The organism is Desulfobotulus sp. (genome assembly GCF_034006065.1).
Taxonomy (GTDB): Bacteria; Desulfobacterota; Desulfobacteria; order Desulfobacterales; family ASO4-4; genus Desulfobotulus.
The window spans coordinates 1-18099 of the sequence record NZ_JAVETM010000024.1 but is presented as its reverse complement, the minus strand read 5'-3'; the positions used below and the strand labels follow the sequence as shown (position 1 = coordinate 18099).

12 protein-coding genes are annotated in these 18099 nt (G+C 53.2%); 2 read left to right on the top strand and 10 right to left on the bottom strand.

Annotated elements, in window-relative coordinates:
* Positions 1-59: 59 nt before the first annotated feature.
* The gene (locus tag RBR60_RS09980; RefSeq protein ID WP_320356293.1) at positions 60-1289 is read right to left on the bottom strand and encodes an AAA family ATPase; all 1230 of its coding nucleotides are present in this window, start codon (positions 1287-1289) and stop codon (positions 60-62) included.
* 294 nt (positions 1290-1583) lie between these two features.
* Here RBR60_RS09980 and RBR60_RS09975 point away from each other — a divergent pair, with 294 nt between their 5' ends.
* Complete coding sequence (locus RBR60_RS09975) at positions 1584-2783, top strand: ATP-binding protein (protein WP_320356291.1); 1200 nt, start codon at positions 1584-1586, stop codon at positions 2781-2783.
* Positions 2784-2820: 37 nt separating this feature from the next.
* On the opposite strand, the gene RBR60_RS09970 is transcribed toward RBR60_RS09975, so the two are convergent.
* Together RBR60_RS09970 and mtnP are read right to left on the bottom strand one after the other, a co-directional pair.
* Positions 2821-3396, bottom strand: a complete 576-nt coding sequence (locus RBR60_RS09970) for a radical SAM protein (RefSeq protein ID WP_320356290.1) — start codon at positions 3394-3396, stop codon at positions 2821-2823.
* 26 nt (positions 3397-3422) lie between these two features.
* On the bottom strand, positions 3423-4184 hold the full coding sequence (gene mtnP, locus RBR60_RS09965) for an S-methyl-5'-thioadenosine phosphorylase (protein WP_320356288.1): 762 nt from the start codon (positions 4182-4184) through the stop codon (positions 3423-3425).
* 260 nt (positions 4185-4444) lie between these two features.
* Here mtnP and RBR60_RS09960 point away from each other — a divergent pair, with 260 nt between their 5' ends.
* Complete coding sequence (locus RBR60_RS09960) at positions 4445-4846, top strand: VOC family protein (RefSeq protein WP_144683503.1); 402 nt, start codon at positions 4445-4447, stop codon at positions 4844-4846.
* Here RBR60_RS09960 and RBR60_RS09955 read toward each other — a convergent pair.
* The 7 genes from RBR60_RS09955 to nifJ form a co-directional block, all read right to left on the bottom strand.
* Entirely contained in the window at positions 4825-5538 is a 714-nt protein-coding gene (locus tag RBR60_RS09955) for a helix-turn-helix domain-containing protein (protein WP_320356281.1), read from the bottom strand. The two genes, RBR60_RS09960 and RBR60_RS09955, sit on opposite strands and share 22 nt — an antisense overlap.
* Before the next feature lie 126 nt (positions 5539-5664).
* Positions 5665-7416, bottom strand: a complete 1752-nt coding sequence (locus RBR60_RS09950; protein WP_320356279.1) for an AAA family ATPase — start codon at positions 7414-7416, stop codon at positions 5665-5667.
* A 105-nt stretch (positions 7417-7521) separates the two neighbouring features.
* Positions 7522-11931 carry a hypothetical protein gene (locus RBR60_RS09945; protein ID WP_320356277.1) on the bottom strand — a complete coding sequence of 1470 codons (4410 nt, stop codon included), beginning with the start codon at positions 11929-11931 and terminating at the stop codon, positions 7522-7524.
* A complete protein-coding gene (locus tag RBR60_RS09940; protein ID WP_320356276.1) occupies positions 11924-12718 on the bottom strand; it encodes a hypothetical protein in 795 nt (264 codons plus the stop codon). Before RBR60_RS09940 ends, RBR60_RS09945 begins: the two co-directional genes overlap by 8 nt.
* Positions 12719-12746: 28 nt before the next feature.
* Positions 12747-14327, bottom strand: coding sequence for a hypothetical protein (locus tag RBR60_RS09935; RefSeq protein ID WP_320356274.1), 1581 nt, complete (start codon positions 14325-14327; stop codon positions 12747-12749).
* Between the two features lie 167 nt (positions 14328-14494).
* Complete coding sequence (locus RBR60_RS09930) at positions 14495-15421, bottom strand: acyltransferase (RefSeq protein WP_320356272.1); 927 nt, start codon at positions 15419-15421, stop codon at positions 14495-14497.
* A 427-nt stretch (positions 15422-15848) separates the two neighbouring features.
* The coding region (nifJ, locus tag RBR60_RS09925; protein WP_320356270.1) for a pyruvate:ferredoxin (flavodoxin) oxidoreductase at positions 15849-18099 on the bottom strand (2251 nt) is incomplete at its 5' end.

Here is an 18099-nt window from a genome sequence, read left to right as displayed (position 1 = left end):
GGGGCTCCGGATCTATGAAGAAGGGGTTTTGGTAACACTCCTGGTGTCTTAATGCAGCATTACCTGCCCCCCTTCTTTTTCCTGGGGGCACCGAAGTTGATAAGGGGATCACCAAAGCCAAAATGACCTTCCATCCAGAGGTGTCCAAGGCTTGCACCGGCTTGAAGCATTTCAGGAATTCCCTGTATGTCAGATGCTTTAACAGCCTGGGTGAATCCTTGCTCATCCCGGTAAAGCCCCCGCACCTCTTCAGCTCGCATTGCATTAAGGAAGAAGGGAGAGTGGCTGGTTACGAGAAGCTGTGTTTTTTCAGAGGCGGCTCTGCACTCCTCCGCCAGTTCAGGCAGCAGGCGGGGATGAAGGAAATTCTCCGGTTCTTCGATACCTACAAATTGAGGGGGGGCAGGGTCATAGAGCACCGTTAAATAGGCCAGCATTTTCATGGTGCCGTCTGATGCAAACTTTGAAAGCACCGGCTGCTCGAACGGGGCATCCTTGATCTGAAGGAGCAATCGTCCATCCGGCATCAGATCGGCATCCACCCGTTCCAGACGAGGAATTCGCTTCCTGAGTATGGCAAATATCTGCTCCAGCCTTTCCGCATGATCTTCCTTCAGATACTGGATGACGTTGGGCAGGTTGTCACCATTCTTATTCAAACGATCCTGGGGCCCGGCTTCCGGCTGATTTCGGGTTTGATCAATGGATAAATAGGAGACATACCAGTCCGTAATAAACTCACGCAATGCAGCCACACGGGGATGGTCTGAAAGTTGTCCCAGTGTATTCACTGCAATGAGATCCGGTGAACGTAAATTACTTTCCGCTCTTACATCATCGGCATCGGGTACTTCACCACTGACGGCACGTCCAATGCCTTTTTTAAACTCCAGAAAGCGAAATGGCTGGCCTTTGCTCCCCCGTCGCCATTGAAGCCATTCCTCCACCACCTCCGGCCCTTTGGTTCCTTCGTCTATAGCCAGGTGATACGTAATAACAGGAGTCTTTGGAGCTTCACGATATTTCAGTTCAAAAACGATGGGCCCGCTTGCGCCACGGCTTTTCAGTTCCTTGCTCCTGCCCCTGCGATCCCATGCATGGCGAAGTCCATACTGGAAGCATTCAGACAAAAAATTAAACACATCAAATATTGTGGATTTACCACTTCCATTTGGCCCAAGAAGAACGGTCACGGGTGTCAGTCTGTCCAGAGTGATTTCTTTTAAAGTCCTGTAATTCAGAACCTTTAAAGATTCTATTCTGGGAATGCCTTTTTTTTGATCCGTCATATCACTCCGGCTTTTCATGGTTTTGTAAGCAGCAATTTCTGTATCCCTTTAGATTCTGAGCCATCCTATCGTATTCCATACCCGGCAGGCCATAGAAAAAACCTTAAGGCGCTTACAGGTGAGGGCTATCCCGAAACACTGAACTTCCCCATGGCTAAAGCGAGGGGCTTTGCGGCGACTTTTGGCAAGAGCCCATAACATTGAAATGCCGTCCTGTAAGGTTTTTCGATTATAGTCGAAAAACCTGTTTGTTTGCATATTATTTTCAGGTATTCTCTAAAAAAAGGAGGGTTCATGAAAAATCGAGATCTTTACCTGACAAAGCTCATACAGTTCAAAGACAAACCCCTGATCAAGGTGATTACGGGTATCCGCCGATGTGGGAAATCCACCCTTCTTTCACTTTTTGAGGCCCACCTGAAAAAAAGCGGAGTGGAAGCGCGCCGGATCATCCGCATGAATTTTGAATCCTTTGAATTCGATGGCATCACGGATTATAAAGCACTGCACAGCCATATCCGGAGCAGAATGCCAACTACTGAAAAATATTATATTCTCCTGGATGAGGTGCAGCAGGTCAGTGCCTGGGAAAAAGCAATCAATGCTTTCTCTGTGGATGCAGACACAGACATTTACATCACAGGTTCCAATGCCTTTCTTCTTTCCTCTGAACTTTCTACTCTTCTTTCGGGCCGTTATGTGGAAATCCCCATGCTTCCCCTTTCCTTCAGGGAATATCTGGATTTTACGGGTCAGAATCAGAAAGGAGATCTTCTTTCATTCTTTAATGCGTATCTGGAGCTGGGTGGGCTCCCCACGGTTGTGGCTCTGATGGATGTTCCTGAAACCCTACCGGCATTTTTCAGCGGCATATGCAATACGGTTCTGATGAAGGATGTGATGGAACGCAACAGGGTCAGGGATGCTGCCCTGCTTGAAAGTGTGCTGAAGTTTATCGCCGCCAACATCGGAAGCATTGTCTCTACAAAAAAAATCAGTGATTATCTCACAAGCAGCGGCAGAAAAACATCCAGCGAGACCATAGACAGCTACCTTAAAATGCTTGAAAGTGCTTTCATCATCTACAGGGCCAGACGGTATGATCTGAAGGGAAAGGCTTTTTTAAAGACACTGGAAAAATTTTACATTGTTGACATGGGGATTCGCAACCATCTGACCGGGCTGCGGAATACCGATTATGGTCATATTCTTGAAAATATAGTGTATCTTGAACTGCTGAGGCGGGGCTATGATGTGGCTGTGGGCAAGGTGGGGGCACTGGAGGTGGATTTCATTGCAACCAGGCTGAAGGAAAAATTATATGTTCAGGTTTCCGCAAGCATCATGGATGAACACACCCGGAAGCGGGAGTTGCAGTCCCTTCAGGCCATCCCTGACAATTACCCGAAAATGATCCTCACCATGGATAAGGTTATACCCAATGATTATGAAGGCATAAAGATTATCCATGTCATTGATTTTCTTTCGGAATGATTCTGAAAATAGGCATTATCCCTGAAAGACATTCTCTCTATGATAGGAAAGAAAATTTTGGTCCGGTAACCCCGTCTTCCCTGCGGCAGGCCACGGAAACCCCGAACCCTGCATCGAGAAGCCTGCGGATGCCGGTCAGGGCAAGTTCAAACATGCCCGCTCCCCGGCCCGCATCGTGGCGGATGGCATCCGGGTGATCCAGACTGATGCGGAAGGTGAGGCGGTGGGGCTTTTCCTTCAGGGGAAGAAGGTCTTCAAGGCGGGCCTGCATGGGCCTTGTGCCGTTGCTCAGCACAAGGCAGGGTGCGAGGGTTAAGGCATGTGCCAGAATGGGGATGATTTCCCTGTTAAGAAAGGGTTCCCCGCCGGTAAAGGAAAACTGTCTGGCTCCGGCCCTGAGGCCTTCTGCCATGAAAGGTTTTACCTCTTCAAGGGTTGTGGGGGAAAGGCGGTGCACCCCCGGCCCTGAATGCTCAAAGCAGTCCGGACAGCGGAGGTTACAGTCTGTTCCCGTATGAAACCAGAGCTCCCGAAGTCCCTGAAACTCGATGAAGCCCCGTGCTTCCCCGGAAGCCGCAGGGGTGTGGAGGGGGGAGATGCGTTCTTGAAACATGGGGATACCTCGCTTGGGTGTTTTTTTCAGGCCCCGTAAAAGCGGGGAAGGCTTCGGGTGAGAAGGCGCACCAGTTTTGTCACATTGCCTTTAAAGATCTTGATGATTTCCTCCACAATGAGGGGCGGGGCATCGTCCTTCCAGGAATCGTAGTCCGTTACCATGGCCACCACGGCATAGGGAATTTCCAGCTCCGTGGCGAGGATGGCCTCCGGCGCAACGGTCATGTTTACAAGATCCGCCCCCCAGATGCGGAACATACGGGACTCGGCCCGTGTGGAAAAGCGGGGGCCTTCGATGGTGAGGAGGGTCGCGCCGTCATGGAGGCGGATGTCTTCCTCTTCAGCCGTTGTTTTCAGAATCTCCCGGATATGGGGAGAAAAGGGCTCGGCCATGTGGGCGTGGCGGGCGTTTTCGATGCCCGGCTCAAAGGTCTTGTGAAAGGTGACGATGCGGTGGCGGGTGAAGTCAATGAGCTGATCCGGCAGCACAAGGCTTCCCGGTTCAAGGTTTTCTTGTAAGGAGCCGCAGGCCGCTGTGGCGATGATCCTGGTGCAGCCTGCGGCTTTCAGGGCGTAAAGGTTGGCCCTGTTGTTGATGCCGCCGGGCGGGATGGTGTGTTCCCGGCCATGGCGGGCAAGGAGAATCACCTCCTGCCCCTGAATGCGGCCCCGGCGCAGGGGGGAAGAGGGCGGGCCGTAGGGGGTGTCGAAATGAAGATCTTCGGGAGATTCCAGAATTTCCGGGTTGTCCAGGCCGGAGCCTCCGATGATGCCGGTTATGGTCATGGGATACCTTTCCTTTGTACCTTTCAGGGTAATGGCATGCAGGGTCGTCAGGTCTTGCGCCTGACCGCATGAGAATACCCGTTTGCACCATGGTCTTACAACAAGCGGACCAGCAAACGGGGGCTGAGTCAGGGGAGGCATCTGATTTGATTTCAATCCGCATTTTTTTGGCCGAAAAATTCAAGATTCTGCCAGATATATTGCGCTATGCTGCCCGCCAGAGTTTCATTTTATGAAAACAGGAAACCCTGGAGGAAGATATGGAAATTCAATCCGTCAGCACAACCCTTGTCACGCAGAAGCTTAAAGAAACAAAGGCATTTTATCTCTCGCACTTTGATGCCCGCCCGGCCTTTGATTGTGGCTGGTACGTGGTACTTCGCCTTGGAGCTTCCCCATCGGGGCCGGAAATCTGCCTTATGGAGCCCCAGGAAGGCATGGTGCCTTTTACCGGAGGAATCTTTCTCAATATTCTTGTGAGGGATGCGGATGCCATGTACGAGCGTCTTCATGATCAGGCGGGGCTGCCTGTCATCATGCCTCTGGAAGATCATCCATGGGGAGACAGGGGCTTTGGGCTTCTGGATCCCTCCGGTGCCCTTGTTTACTGCTACCACCCCATTCCCCCGGCAGCGGAGTTTCAGCAGTATATTCTTGACTGAGGATGGGGGAATGCATCGGGAGCTGTCAGCCGGGCTGCGGACAGTTCCCGGTTCACACGAAGCATGTTGGGGGTGCAGCCGAACCAGCGTCTGATTTCCCTGTTCAGATGGGCCTGATCTGAAAAACCGTGGTCAGCGGCAATATGGGCCAGGGGGATATCGGAGGAAGCGATGGCATATCCCGCCTTCCGGGCCCGGGCCAGACCCTTCCAGTAGCTGGGCGATGCCCCCGTGAACTGAACCATCTGCCTCCTGATGCTCCGCGGACTGAATGCCGTGGCCCTTTTCTTTCCCCCTCCCCTCACTTCAGCCAGGTAGTCTGCAATCCAGCGGGGGGCAGGGTTTGCCAGCGACACCATCTGCAGAAGCACACGCCCTATGGCATCGGGATTGGCTTCAAAACCGCAGCTGTGCGGATCTGGCAGGTATGGGGAGATGGACTGGTCCCTGCACTTTGAGCCGGGGGTATCCTTTTCCCATGGAAAGGTGAGGCCCGGTGCAAGGCGGATGCCCACAAAAAGGGTCTCTTTCGGGCAGGCCACAAGTCTTGGAGAAGCATCAAGGCCGCTGCACAGGAACTCCGGAGGCTGATTTTTGGGAATAATGGCAATCAGATCCCGGCAGCCATCGGGCCAGACAAGGGACCTGCCTCGGGGAAGGCACACCTTCCACGAACAGAGAACATCATCCATGGCTCACCTGTCTTTTCGTTTTTTCCACATGCAGCTCCGTGATTTCAAGGCAGTTTCAGGAAGAGTCGTTGATCTTAAGGTTTTTTGTCTCCCGTACGCCGTTTAAAAGCCATGCCTGATGAAGGCTCAGCTTTTAGGTTCATTGGATGCCGGAAGGGGGGCCGTATCAAACACCCTGAATCCCCCATTGCCGAAACAGTAAATCACATGCTGGCTGACCCTTGCCTCCGGGTATTCCTTTTGAAGCCCTTCCACATAGCCTGCCATCTGCTCCGTATCTTCAGGAATCAGGGTGAAGTTTTCAATGCTGGTATTGAATTTTTTAAAGGCGGCATTGGAAAAGTATTTGAACTCGATGACCATGCGGATGCCCGCAAAGCATTCATTGAATTTGCCCACAAACTCAAGATCCGTCCTGCCTTTGGGGTAGGATCGTTCCACATTCCAGGTGAACCAGCGGGAAAGATAGCGGGAACACAGCTCATAAAAGGTGGTGCGGTAGAAGTTCTCGTTTACCTGGGTGAAAACGGCTTCGGGAAGCTGGGAGACATATTCCTGCCAGTAGCCCGCAAACAGGGCTTTCAGGTCAAGGGTTTTAACAAAATGCTGCATCATGTCCCCGTAGCCGGTGGAAACGTCAATGCGGTGCAGCTCATTGAAGTATTCCACAAAGATTCTTTTCATATTGAGGTTGGGGAGAGTGAGGGAAAAATCGTTTTTCCGGGTGAGCATGCCCAGATAAAAAAAGGAGATGGGGAAAAAACCCTTTTCAAAAAATTGGGACATGTTGAATTTCTGGGTGAGCAGGGTGTCGTCATAGTCAATGCTGTTCTGGGTCGTGAGCCGGGTGACAAAATCTTCTGTAAGCTCAGGGTTGGAGCCGGTGATTCTTTTGATCCACAGGATATCGGTTTTGAGGTTCATGTCCGTCAAGTGTTTGGGCATGGTTTTATATTCACAGAGCCATCTCAGAAAATACTGGAGAATGGTGGAGTTATAAACGGCCTCACCTTCCGGGTCGATAAAATGATAGCCATTGTACTGATTTTTAATGACATCCTGGATCTCATTGCGGGTATCCGGGTGGATGTCATAGTCTCTGTAAATGTCATCGAGAAGTAAATTCACTTCAGACTGGGTAAAGCCGATCATGTTTTCAAACTCAGGCTCAAGGGTGATGAAGGTGGCAATGTTGAAGCCCGAAGCCAGTTCATCCATGGTGACAGGCAGAACGCCAGTGATGAAAACATTGTGGATGGCTCCGGTTTTTCTGCCCTCTTTTAAAAGCTTGAAAAAGGTTTTTAAAAAACCGTCATCGGCCATGAGCTGCTTATAAAGAAGGTCTTTATGACCTGTGATGAGCTGGTTGGCAAAATTGTCGTACTCATCAATGATGACATAGAGGGGATGGGGCCGGTCGGGTGAAAAATGATCCAACAGGCTTTGAAGATTGGCTGTGGCACTTGCCTCTGGGTCAAATGGCGGGCTGTTTTTAAGCCATGCATGGCAGTTTCGTATGAGGCCTTTAAGTTTTAAGTTAACAGTATGGTTGAAACTTTTTTCCATCACTTCCAGCTCACCCGTCTCAATGGTGGAAAAGTCCAGATGCAGTACAAGCAAAGTATTGTGCAGGGGCGTTGGGTTTTTGCCTATCCATGTGTGGCCGAAAAGCTCTTCAAAGTTATCTTTGTATAAAACCGAATAGTAGGACTCCAGCATGGTGCAGAGCAGGGATTTTCCAAAACGCCTTGGACGCAGAAATACGGTATTTTTGACGGATTCCAGTTTTTCGATGTAGGCGGTTTTATCCACAAAGTATCCGTTTTCACGAACAATGGCCGCATAATTGGCTTCGCCGTAGAGGATTCTTTTTTTCATGTTTTGCACCTTTTGGGGTGAGGGAAAAATCAGTTTTTCCAGTATATCTTTATGGATCAGCAGATCCAGCCCCTTGTCTTCTGCAGCCAGTACGATTTTTATTTTTCAGGGGGCTGGATGGTGGTTCACCGGTCTCTTTGTTTTTTCCACATTCAGCTCCGTGATTTCAAGGCAGTTGTAGGAAATGCCGTCGATCTCAAGTTTTTTATCCCCTTTGCGGATGGCGGTACGCAGTTCAAAAAGCTCTAAGGATTCCCGGTCATGGATGCCGGTGAAATAGACGCACTGAAGCCCCATGTTTCCCGCCACCTTGAGCTGGGCATCCACAAAGTCCGAGCGGTTGCAGACCCCTAAGGGATTGTCCAGAACGAGAAAGGCGGGAATTCTGCCCTCGGAAGCGCTGCTGCGTTTTTTTCGCATGGAGATGAGAAGTGTATAGAGCATGACGGCGATGGTGAGGGCCTCGCCGCCGGAACCGAGATCCTTTCCCACGGGCTCGTAGGTGCTGCCGGAGTCATCGCATTTCAGCATGCGGATGCCGAAATTCTCTTTGCCGGATGCGGCCCCCAGAAGCTGGTAGAGCAGTTCAGCGCCAAGGCCGTTGCCTGCTTTTGCATTGACTTCCGGCAGACGGTTCTGCTGCATGAGCTGGTGGAGCCAGTTTTCCACAGACTGGCGGAAGGCATCCTGATAACGGGCAAAATCCAGGCGGACACCGGCACGCAGAATGGGTTTTCCGCCGTAAATAAAAACGGTTTCCGGCAGAAGCTCTCTGGTTGCGGCCTGCAGTTTCTGGTGATAATCCCGGCTGTACTGAAGCAGCATATCCACAAGGTTGTTCATGAAGCGCTGGGTAATTTCCAGATCCGTTTCAATGTTACGGCCGATATCTTCGCAGCGCCGGATCAGGTCGTCGGCCTGATGGCCTAAGGATTCGGCATCGTGGCTTCTCAGGGCATCCACCACAGCGGGCAGTTCATGGCGACAGGCGTCATCCTGAAGGTGGGTCTGGAGACGGTCAAAGGCGCTCCGCATCCGCCTGCGGGCGCTTTCTCCGGCCTCACGATCCTTTCTTTCGGCTGCGGCCATTTCCCTTATCTCTTCCAGCAGCTTTCCGATGGAAGCCATCCTGTCATTGGCCGGTTCCAAAAGGTCCGGCCATGGATGGCGGGGAGAATTTCCATCCCAGAGGGGTTCAAAGGACTGGTTTTCCGCCATGCCAATGCGAAGTTCCTGATGCCATTTTTCAAGATAGCGGAGTTTCTCTTTGAGGCGATGACTGCGGGAAGAAAGGGCTTCGCAGTCCGACTGCCGCTTTCTTTTTTCACTTTCCAGCTGGTACAAAAGGGCATCTGTATCCTGATCCTTGAGCTCTTCTTCCCCAAGATCCGGAGAAAAGCCTTTGGCTTTGCGTTCTAAAAGAAGGGCCTCGCTGCGGGCCTGATCCTTTTTTTTGTGTTCCAGTTCCGTTTCCATGCGGATGCGACGCTCTTTCAGTGCTTCCAGCTTTCCGGAAAGAATTTCAAGGTCTTCCTTCCGTTCCCTGAAGCTGCGCGCTGCCCAGTCTTTTGCTGTTTTTTCATCATAGGTATGGCTGCGGCCAAAAGCTCCGAATTCGGACTGAAGCCTTGCTATGCGTGCCTGAAGATCCTCAATTTCTTTCGTCAGAAGATCAATGCCAAGGCTATGGCCCATCTGCCTCAGGGTTTCCCTTGCTGCATGATGAAGATGATGCAGGGTCTGAAGGTCCATGGACAGGGCTTCTTCCTGCTCGGCAGCCGTAAGTTTTCTGTCCTCGGGCTGACTTATTTCTGAGGCCTTTTCGTCCAGCCTTTTGAGATCACTTTTGCATATGTGGATATCCTTAAAAATCCGGAGTTCTTTTTCCTTCAGCTCATCGAGAAGAAGGCCTGCTGCCCGGAAAGCCTTTTCCACAGCTCTTTTTTCAAGGGCCTTTTTTTCCCTTTCCTCCTGCCATGCTGCGAGATCCGCAAAGGATGTGAGCCAGGTGTTTACCTGCTGGTGTATCCGGGAAAGGTCTGCAAGCTGGTCTTTCAGATGGCGGTATCGGGATGCCAGATCGGCCTTTGAGTTGTTGAGGGCTTCCATGCCCGCCTCAGTTTCAGCGATGGCATTTCTGATGCCGGAAAGATTTTTTTCTTCCGTACCTACCCGTTCATGCAGGGCCGCCACAGCTCCGGCATCGGGAAAACGTTCCTGATAGGCATGGAGATTTCGGCTTACGCCTTCCATGGCTTTCAGGGTGCTCCGGGTTTCTTCCCTTTCCCCTACTACCTTTTCCAGCGTTGTTTGGTAGTCATCCCTCACCTTTTCCATGTGCTGCTTAGAATAGACCTCGGGTGTCAGGGGGCGGATCAGGGTCTGTTCCACGGCATGGACCGCCTCGGGAGGGCAGGGGGTGGAGATCACCACGGGCCGGTGCAGCCAGAAAGGCACCGGCATCTCAAGGATGCGTTCAATGATATCCGGACTGGACGCCATCATGCCCGTGAACCGGGCCGGATCGCCTTCGATGAAGCGGGCAAGGGTTTCCGGCGAAGGGTAGAGATCCGCAAGGTATTCGGGATAGGATTTAAGCTCTCCCGGTGAAATGCCCTTTTCATGGTAATGGGAAAGGAGACGACAGGTAAGGTCATCGGCGGCAAGGCCCCCTCCCTGCCCTAAGGCTTCCAGTTTTTCTTCCAGCTGAAGGGTTTGCCTTTCTTTTGTTCTGAGACGCTCCTCGCTGCGTGTCAGGGCAGCGTCCAGCCTTGAAAGAAGCTCTGCGGAGCTGACTTCCATATCAAGGGTTCCGGCAATGCGCACAAGATGGGGATCTTCCAGAAGATGCCGCCGCAGATCCGCTTCTTCCTCCATGGCCCTGAGGGCTTCGCTTAGCTGGCTTTCTGCTTTGGAAGAGGCTTCCAGCAGGCTGCGCCATTTTCCGTCCATGGCCTTGAAGGCTTCTTCCCCGCCCCTCATTTCCTTTTCAACCATGGAGATGCGGTCTTCAAGGGTTGCTTTTTCCCCATGAAGACGGCTCAGGGCATCGGAAGGTCCTTCTCCGGGCTGAAGGGGCAGCAGGATAAGACCTGCTTCGGCTCCCCGGATTCTGTGGTTCAGATCCTCAAGCGCCCTTTCAAGGGCTTTCTGAAGGCTTTCTTCTGTCTGCAGCTTATTTTCCAGAGACTTCTGATGCTGCTTTCTTTCTTCCTCTTCCCTGCACAGATTTTCCATGATTGTTTTCAGCCCGTGGCGGTCTGCACCGAGACGCAGATGGTACTGGGCCGCAAGGGTTTTCACCTTTTCCTGCAAGGGGGTGATTTCTTCGCCTGCTTCGGCGAGGGCTTTTTCCTTTGTGGCTGCTTCGGCCTGATTCTTTCGGATATCGGCCATGAAATCCGCAGCAAGAAGGGCGTTTTTTTCAGCCTTAAGCTCCTCGCTTTCCTTCATGGTATGCTGAAGGCTTTTTTCTCCCTCTTCCATTTCACAGGAGAGGTTGAAATGTTCCAGATAAAGGATATTGCTTCGGGTGGTTTCCAGATCGGCCTGAAGGGTTTTCCAAGAGCCTTCGGTTTCCCCCTGCTCCCTTTCAAGGGCTTCCATCTCTGTCCGGGAAGAAGCCTCTGCGCCATGGAGAAGGTGGCTGGCTTCTCCCAGCTGCATCCGCCATGCTTCAATGGCTTTTCCTGCGCTGCGCCAGAGGGCGGCGAAGGTGTCAAAATCGGCGATGCGTTCCTTTAAGCTCCGTACGGCCTGAAGCTGGGCCCGTTTTCTCGGCCGGTCCTTCATCTTGCTTAAGTCCTGATCCATGCGCCCACGCAGGTCTTTGGCCGCATCCATATCCGTCACGCAGCCAAGGAAGAAGCTTAAAAAATCCCCTTCGGATTTAAAGCGGAAGGCATCCTTGATGCCCCCTTCCGTACGGGCAAAATCCACCTGACGGTCAATGAGCCAGGGATCAAGCCCAAGCCCTTCCAGGGTTTCCTCCCATTCCTTCTGGCTTGTGGTCTGCTGGACAAGGGGGGCCATGAAATCCTTTAGGGCCTGATAGGGCTTTTCATGATCTAAAAGTCCGTCCCACTGGCTGCGGAGGGTGTCAAAAAAATCAGCGGACTGGGCCAGAAAAAAGCTGCGGTCCATGCGGTCCGGCGTGCTGCGGTGCCGGTAGAGAAGCTGGCCCAGAACCAGATGATCCACGGGTTTTGCCTCAAAGAGGGTGGGTTGCAGCACCATGGCCAGATCCAGCATGACAATGGCAGGACGGCCGGGAATCAGATACTGATCAAGGCTCTTGTCTCCGCCGGATTGCAGATGCTGCACAAATCGTTGCCTTGAGGGGCTGAATACGCTGAGGATGAAGGATAAGAGGGTGGTTTTGCAGGTGCCGTTGGCGGCAAAAAGCACCCCATGATCCGCATCGCCATCCTCCCGGAACACGGGCACAAAGCCATTGCGCAGAATGTTATCCCCTGCCTTGATATCGCTTACAAAAAACCTTTTGAGTCTAAACATGGGATTCTCCTTCCCCGGCCGCACTTCCGGCGGTGTTTTTTTCCTCCAGGGAAGCGGCCTTCACAATATCCCGGAAGGCATGGAAGGCATAGACAATACCTTCCCGAAGGGCGGTCTGATAGGCAGGGGTTGGTCTGTATTCCACCTCCCCCGGTGTTTCTTCAAAGGCCAGCAGATAGCCCGTTTCCACCATGTGATCCAGTACGATGGTGATCAGTTCCACCCAGCTCGTACCGCTGCCCGCCCTTTGTCTGTCCGGATTGTCTTCGGGCAGAAGCCGGAGGCGTTCGGCAACGCTTTTCACCTGGGGATGCAGCCTTGTTTCTCCATCGGGCAGGGCGGATTCCGCAAGGGCAAAACGCTTGAGGATATCCATGACATCCACAATGACAATGGCACCCAGATCCTCCACAGGAGCATCCAGATCCGCCTCCGTCGGAAAAAAGGCCGTGGCAATGGCGCAGTGAACGGGAAGGATTTCTGCGGCTTTGAGGTCACTTCTGGCAAGGAGCTTTCCGTAGTCCGTGAGGGTGGCGGCAAAAAAACTGTCCGAACGCCGGGCGGAAAGGCGAAGGCCTTTGTCTTCCAGGGCAAGGAGCCGCAGTTCCATGGCCTTCAGGCCCGTTTCCACCATCTGGCGGAAGCTTTCCTGGGACTGAAAACGCTGGAGGAGTTCGGCCATTTCGCTGGCAAAGGGGGCCATGGCCCTGCGGCTGCCGTTGCTGTGGATGAGGCTTAAATAAATCAGGCGGCTGGCCGCATGGAGGGATTCCGTATGGTTTTCCATAAAAAAGGTGCATCCTTTTTATGATTTTTTATTCGTTTTGGGTACCGGAAAGAATCCGTTGCCTCAGCCGCAGTTCATGGCCCCGGTAGCGCCTTTTGTTCCCGAGATCCATGGTGATGCGGCTTTGCGGGTCGGGCATGTCCACATGGATGCCGTACCTGTCTGCAATGCGTTTTTCCACAAGGCACTGAAATACGGCCATGGCCGCAGCCACGGGGAAAAGACCTTCTTTGGATTCTGTCAGGGCCTGTTCCAGAATCTGACTCAGTTTCATTTCTTTTTTGCGACAAACCTGATCGTGGATCAGATGAAAGGCCTCCAACATCAGCTTTTCATTCAGTTCCGGCTGGAAACGCAGCATGGGTTCGCCGTCCACCTCGAAAATGACCTGATTCTGATCGCCCGGCGGGCTTTTCCGTTCCAGAGCGCGGTCGCAGGCCTCAATCACCGAGGCCGGATCAAAAAGGGGCCTTCTTGCCGGAGGGTTCATGCGGGCGATGAACTCGCTTCCCATGCGGGCGGCATTTTCCTCATCTAAAGAGAAAATCCTCTCCATGACCTCATCCATGCCGGGAAATACCCCTGTGGCCTCTTTTCTGAAAAGTTTGTGGCTGTGCTTCTGGTAGTCTTCGGGCAGGCTCTGCAACTGGCCGGAAAGCTTCATCAGCTGGTGGCTTAAGGCCTCAAGCTTATCGGCCAGCCTGTAAAGGGTGCTGCTGTGGCCCCTGTATCCGCTGCCATGCAGGTTTTCGATGACAAGGTTGTGCAGCCGGTTGCCTTCCTTCTGGATATCCATGACCTGGTTGACCCCCTCTTCGGCCAGAGCCTGAATTCGGTCAAAGGCAAGGGCCTTGATGTTCCGGCTGATCTGACGGCGTACCGTTCTCACTTCTCCGGCTTTTCTGGCGCATTGCCTGCGGTTGCTTTCAGCCACGGCTATGGCGTCATCCAGATTGCCCCTTTCAATGAGCAGCTTGATGCGCAGGTTGCCGATGGCCGCAGCATCCAGGGCACTGGTTTCGTGCAGGCCGAAATAGGCGGTGTAGCCTTCTTCCGTGAGGGCAAAGAGGGCTTCGCTGCCTTCGCCCGTATAGACATTTTTGATGAGCCAGAAACGGCGGGTGCGGTAGCGTCCGGCATCTGCGTCAAAAAAGGGGCAGGAAAAGGGCAGGTAGCGGTTGGTCCGGTTGGTGAGATGATCAAATATTTTTGCGGTGACTTCCCCAAGGGCCTCATCGGAAAAAGATTTTTTTCCAAGGGTCATCTGCTGGCGGAGAAGGGGAAGGATTTTCTGCACCACCTCGCTGCGGGTGGCGCCGATCTGGTATTCGGTAAGCTCAGAGATGACATCCAGAATGGCGAATGCCGTCCACAGCAGATCCACCTGCCCCCAGATCTCCCCGCTGAAGGCCTCCTCCCCCTGGGCAAAACGCCGGGTTTCCAGCTCAAAGATGGGCCTGAGGATCAGGGCGGAATGCACAGCCCGGCTGACATCCGGCCCGAAACCCGGAGAGGAGGGGCCTTTCGATGCCTCAAGAGCCTCCGGGTCATCGGGTGTATCCGGAAGATTTTTTTTAACAAAGTCGATGAGTTCAAGCTGCATGGGCATGGACGTCTCCTGGCTTCCTCTCTCGTCAATCCGGCGATCAGGCTGCAAACCAGGCCTCTTGCCATGGTCAGGGACTCAGGCCCACCGGATGCGGGAGAAAGGAGTAGGCCTCTCTTTCTCATGTGCGGGCGCACTGTACCCGTGCAGTCGTTGGGAAAACAGAATTATCAGGCGGCTTTTTCCACTTTCTCTTCAGTTTCCGGCCAGACCGGCGCCATCATCTCTCCAAGGAGAAGATCCTTTTCCGCCCACATGGCGTTGAGTTCCTGCTGAAAGGATTCTCTGAAGTCCCTGTCATTGAAATAATCTCCACGCAGCCCTTCATGGATGTCAAGGGTGCGGATGTGCATGCGGATCAGAGAAACATTCCCACAGATGAACTGCCAGAAGGAGGGAACGCCATGGGGATAGGCAAGGGTCACATCCACAAGGGTGTTCATCTCTCTGCCCATGGCGGAGAGCACAAAGGCGGTGCCTGCGGATTTGGGCCTGAGCAGGCCCTGGAAGGGACTTTTCTGGCGAAGATGTTTGCTTTTTGTCATGCGGGTGCCTTCCACAAAGTTCATGACAGACACGGGCGTTGTGCGGAATTTTTCACAGGCTTTTCGGGTGGCTTCGAGATCCTTTCCCTTTTTGTGGGGGTTTTTCAGAATATATTCCTTGGAGTAGCGTTTCATGAAGGGATAATCCTGGGCCCACCACACAAGGCCCATGACAGGCACCCAGATCAGTTCCTGTTTTAAAAAGAATTTAAGAAAGGGAATTTTGCCGTTCAAATTTCTCTGGAGCGCAAAAATATCCACCCAGCTTTGGTGGTTGCAGAGAACCAGATACCAGCCTTCCGGAGAAAGATTCTCTCCGCCCCGGACTTCCCAGCGGGTTCTGTGAAAAAGGGAAAAGACAAGGTTGTTCACCTGAATCCAGGAGGTGCTGATGCCGATGATCATGCGGGTGCAGACAAGGCGACAGAGTTTAAGGGGGATCAGCACCTTCACAAGGGTGACAGCAATCAGGGGAACAAAATGGATAAGGGTTGAAAGAACAATGGCCGTGATAACGAGGCCGCCTTTCAGGTGGGAAAAGAGGGTATGCATGGAATATCCTTATAAATAAACAGTTCTGTGGATTCCCGAAAAGTGCAGATTCCAAGGGAGGCTATTGATACCAGCAAAGTGTGTGACACTCAAGGACTTTTAAGGATTTTTCTTTTGTTACGATGGTTTATGCGGTTAAGGTTGGCATGGTTTTGGCTGTTCTGTCCAGAGAGAGTAGACGACAGGGGTATGGATAGAGCCACTGAGCCGCCTGATTGATGGACTGCCCGCCACTACAGCTGGCTGCATTGTGGTAAAGGCGATGGGCATGAGGGCGTTCTGGTATGACACAAATACTGAAAACAGAACAATGAAGGGGGGATACGGAATCCCGCATCCCCCCTCATGTTCCTGATTCCGTTGGTTTGAAAAGAGTTTTTTTCCGGACGGCATCCGGGGTGTCTCCGGGCCGTCCGGGAATGAAGCCTTACTCTTTGCTGCCCTTGGCATCGGCCATGTATTTCAGGGCCGCATAGCGTTTTGTGTACTGATCTTCAATGGCTGCCCGGAGCTTGACGGACTCTTCGGGGAAGGTTTTTTCCAGCACGGCGAAGCGGTCTTCACCGGAGAGGAATTCCTGAAGGGTTCCGTCCGGAGCCTTGCATTCCAGAACAAAGGGATTTTTGCCCTCTTCTTCCAGCAGGGGGTTATAGCGGTAGAGGGGCCAGTAACCGGACTGAACGGCCAGCTTCTGCTCTTCCTGGGTTTTGCCCATGCCCTTTTTGATGCCCTGGTTGATGCAGGGGGCGTAGCAGATGATGATGGAAGGTCCGGGGTAGTTTTCCGCTTCCACAAAGGCTTTCAGTACCTGCTGCTTGTTGGCACCCATGGCCACGGAAGCCACATACACATACCCGTAGCTCATCATCATGCGGCCAAGGTCCTTTTTGGCCGTTTTCTTGCCGGATGCGGCAAACTTGGCGATGGCGCCTGTGGGTGTGGCCTTGGAGGACTGACCGCCGGTGTTGGAGTACACTTCCGTATCCATAACCAGGATATTGATGTCTTCCCCGGAAGCCAACACATGGTCGAGACCGCCAAAGCCGATGTCATAGGCCCAGCCGTCCCCGCCAAAGATCCAGTGGGATTTTTTCACAAAGATATCGGCCTGGTCGAGGATGCGGTCAATGAGATCATGGCCGGGAGCCGATGCCAGGACCGCTTCCATGCGACGGGAGGTCTCAACGGACTTCTTGCCGTCCCACATGGTGTCGAGCCATTCCTGCATGGCTTCCTTTACCTCTGCATCCAGATCCAGAGACAGGGCTTCTGTCACCAGCTGGGCAAGACCTTCGCGTCTGTGCTTGATGGCCAGCATCTTGCCGTAGCCGAATTCCGCGGCATCCTCAAAAAGGGAGTTGCCCCAGGTGGGGCCGTGGCCGTTTTCGTTGGTGCAGTAGGGCGCGCTGGGCGCACTGCCGCCCCAGATGGAGGAGCAGCCTGTGGCGTTGGAGATGAACATACGCTCCCCGAAGAGCTGGGTGAGGAGCTTCACATAGGGGGTTTCCCCGCAGCCTGCGCAGGCGCCGGAGAACTCCATGAGGGGCTGAACAAACTGGGAGCCTTTCACGGATTCCCGGTTCATGATGCCCGCCTTGAAGGGTACGGTAAGGGAGAACTCGTGGTTGGGGACTTCCACTTCTGTCTGGCTTTCGATGGGCTTCATGACGAGAGCCTGCGTCTTGGCCGGGCAGATGTCCGCACAGTTGCCGCAGCCGTAGCAGTCCAGGGTGTTGACCTGGATGCGGAACTTCATGCCTTCCACTTCCTTGCCCTTGGCTTCCAGGGTCTTGAAGCCTGCGGGAGCGTCTTCCAGCTCCTCATCCGTTGCAAGGATGGGGATGATGGCCGCATGGGGGCAGACATAGGAGCACTGGTTGCACTGGATGCAGTTTTCCGCAATCCACTCGGGTACGGTGATGGCCACCCCGCGCTTCTCATAGAGGGTGGTGCCCACGGGGAAGGTGCCGTCCGGAGAGAAGGCGGATACGGGCAGGCTGTCGCCCTTCTGGGCCAGCATGGGCCGCATCACGTCCCGGATGAATTCGGGTTCGTCTTTATGGGATGCCGAACCCGCTGCGGCGTTTTTCCAGGCTTCGGGCACAGGAATGGGAACGAGGGCATTGAGGGCTTTTTCCACGGCCTGGATGTTCATGGAGACAATGGCATCCCCTTTTTTGCCGTAGGTTTTTTCAATGTCCTTTTTAAGGAGATCAATGGCTTCCTCAAAGGGCAGTACGCCGGAAAGCTTGAAGAAGGCGGTCTGCATCACCATGTTGATGCGGTTGCCAAGGCCCACGTCGGTTGCAATTTTCACAGCGTCGATGGCGTAGAATTTGATGCCCTTGGTGGCGAGCGTGCGCCGCATGTCTGCAGGCAGTTCCTTTTCCATCTCTTGTGCTGTCCAGTGGGTATTGAGAAGGAAGGTGCCGCCCTTCACAATGCCTTCCAGCACGTCATAGAGCTGGACGTAGTTGGCCTTATGCACGGCCACAAAGTCCGGGGTGTTGACAAGGTAGGTGGACTTGATGGGGGTTTTGCCAAAACGCAGGTGGCTGACCGTGATCCCGCCGGATTTTTTGGAGTCGTAGGAGAAATAGGCCTGGGCGTAGAGATCCGTATGATCGCCGATGATCTTGATGGCGGTTTTGTTGGCGCCCACGGTGCCGTCGGAACCG

Coding starts and splice junctions, on each gene's coding strand:
- RBR60_RS09935 (WP_320356274.1), bottom strand. CDS start 14,327: ATGCCCATGCAGCTTGAACTCATCGACTTTGTTAAAAAAAATCTTCCG.
- RBR60_RS09940 (WP_320356276.1), bottom strand. CDS start 12,718: ATGGAAAACCATACGGAATCCCTCCATGCGGCCAGCCGCCTGATTTAT.
- RBR60_RS09950 (WP_320356279.1), bottom strand. CDS start 7,416: ATGAAAAAAAGAATCCTCTACGGCGAAGCCAATTATGCGGCCATTGTT.
- mtnP (WP_320356288.1), bottom strand. CDS start 4,184: ATGACCATAACCGGCATCATCGGAGGCTCCGGCCTGGACAACCCGGAA.
- RBR60_RS09930 (WP_320356272.1), bottom strand. CDS start 15,421: ATGCATACCCTCTTTTCCCACCTGAAAGGCGGCCTCGTTATCACGGCC.
- RBR60_RS09970 (WP_320356290.1), bottom strand. CDS start 3,396: ATGTTTCAAGAACGCATCTCCCCCCTCCACACCCCTGCGGCTTCCGGG.
- RBR60_RS09955 (WP_320356281.1), bottom strand. CDS start 5,538: ATGGATGATGTTCTCTGTTCGTGGAAGGTGTGCCTTCCCCGAGGCAGG.
- RBR60_RS09980 (WP_320356293.1), bottom strand. CDS start 1,289: ATGACGGATCAAAAAAAAGGCATTCCCAGAATAGAATCTTTAAAGGTT.
- RBR60_RS09945 (WP_320356277.1), bottom strand. CDS start 11,931: ATGTTTAGACTCAAAAGGTTTTTTGTAAGCGATATCAAGGCAGGGGAT.
- RBR60_RS09975 (WP_320356291.1), top strand. CDS start 1,584: ATGAAAAATCGAGATCTTTACCTGACAAAGCTCATACAGTTCAAAGAC.
- RBR60_RS09960 (WP_144683503.1), top strand. CDS start 4,445: ATGGAAATTCAATCCGTCAGCACAACCCTTGTCACGCAGAAGCTTAAA.